Annotated in this window: 1 protein-coding gene; it reads left to right on the top strand. The window is 45.0% G+C overall.

Annotation, left to right across the window (positions count from 1 at the left end; all coding sequences use genetic code 11):
* Positions 1-99 precede the first annotated feature (99 nt).
* Positions 100-1,425, top strand: a complete 1,326-nt coding sequence (locus EGC76_RS11870) for an IS4 family transposase (RefSeq protein ID WP_128353211.1) — start codon at positions 100-102, stop codon at positions 1,423-1,425.
* The last annotated feature ends 10 nt before the right edge of the window (positions 1,426-1,435 follow it).

Below are 1,435 nucleotides of genomic sequence, written 5' to 3'. Positions count from 1 at the left end.
CTAATGCCGATCAGTTAAGAAATGTTTTAGCGATCGGTTGACCGATCCTCCCAATGGATCAGAATCCGTAGTTAGTTAATTCTAGCTACGGATTTTTTTATGCAACTCACAACAGCACTGGCTATCGCCAATGGATATGCTCCGAACTCCCAAGGTATTGGGAAGTTGTCCGATATTCTTGATCCAGATTTAATTGATGAGGCTTTTGATAGAGCTGGTGTCGGTACCATCAGGAAAAGACGTTTACCATTGGATATGGTGTTGTGGAGCATTATAGGAATGGCTCTGTATCGAAATACGAGCGTGTGGGACATTGTTGGGCAAATGAATATTATGTTGCCTGGCAGGCGCGCACTTGTAGCGCCAAGCGCCATTCCACAAGCAAGGCAGCGTCTTGGTGAGCATGCTGTGCAGTCCGTATTTGAACATACGCAAGCGATTTGGAATGAACAAGCAGAGCATCCGACCTGGCATGGCTTGCGCCTGCTTGGCGTGGATGGCGTCGTTTGGCGCACACCCGATTCCAATGAAAATGAGCAAGCGTTCACAAAGAGTTCAAATCAATTTGGAGAGCAGTACCCTCAAGTGCGCATGGTTTGCCAAATGGAATTAACCAGTCACCTTCTGACTGGAAGCCAGTTCGGTTGTGCTTCAACAAGTGAAATGGTGTTGGCAGAAGGGCTTATCAAATCGACAGCAGATCATTCATTGACGCTATTCGACCGAGGTTTTTATTCACTTGGGCTGCTACATAAGTGGCAAAATACCGGTATTGAACGCCACTGGCTAATCCCAATGAAAAAGGGAACCCAGTATAAAGTCATCCGGAAAATAGGTCGCCAGCAAAAGCTAGTTGAGCTGACTACCACCCCGCAATCGCGCAAAAAATATCCGAATTTACCTGAGACCATGCAAGTTCGAATGCTAACACGAACTATTGATGGTAAAGAGCGCACCATATTAACGTCCATGATCGATCCATTACGCTATCCGAGCGAAGATATTGTTGAGCTTTATGAGCAACGCTGGGAAATCGAGTTGGGCTATCGAGAAATGAAGCAAGTACTACTTCAAAATCACTATACGTTACGTAGCAAACGACCCGAAATGATACGCCAAGAGCTATGGGGAATACTCTTAGCTTACAATATCATTCGCTATCAGATGGTTAAAATGGCAAGCAAAATTAAAGGGATATACCCGAACCAGCTTAGTTTTACATCTTGTGCAACCGCAATCATTAACTGGCTATACACTGCGTCACTCAATTCTGCTGGAAATATCCCTAAAACTCTGGAACATCTTCAAGAGATTGCAGAGCATTACGTCTTACCTATAAGGCGAACCGAGCGGATTTACCCACGAGAAGTTCGGTCAAAGCCGCAAAAATATGCGCGAAAAAAATGCCAGTCAGCTCTTAACTGACTGGCATTAG

Source organism: Pseudidiomarina gelatinasegens (assembly GCF_004025325.1).
Classification (GTDB): domain Bacteria; phylum Pseudomonadota; class Gammaproteobacteria; order Enterobacterales; family Alteromonadaceae; genus Pseudidiomarina; species Pseudidiomarina gelatinasegens.
This window is presented reverse-complemented; position numbering and strand designations above follow the sequence as displayed.

What these genes read in the sequence shown, in the direction of transcription:
- EGC76_RS11870 (WP_128353211.1), top strand. Translation starts at nt 100, where the DNA reads ATGCAACTCACAACAGCACTGGCTATCGCCAATGGATATGCTCCGAAC.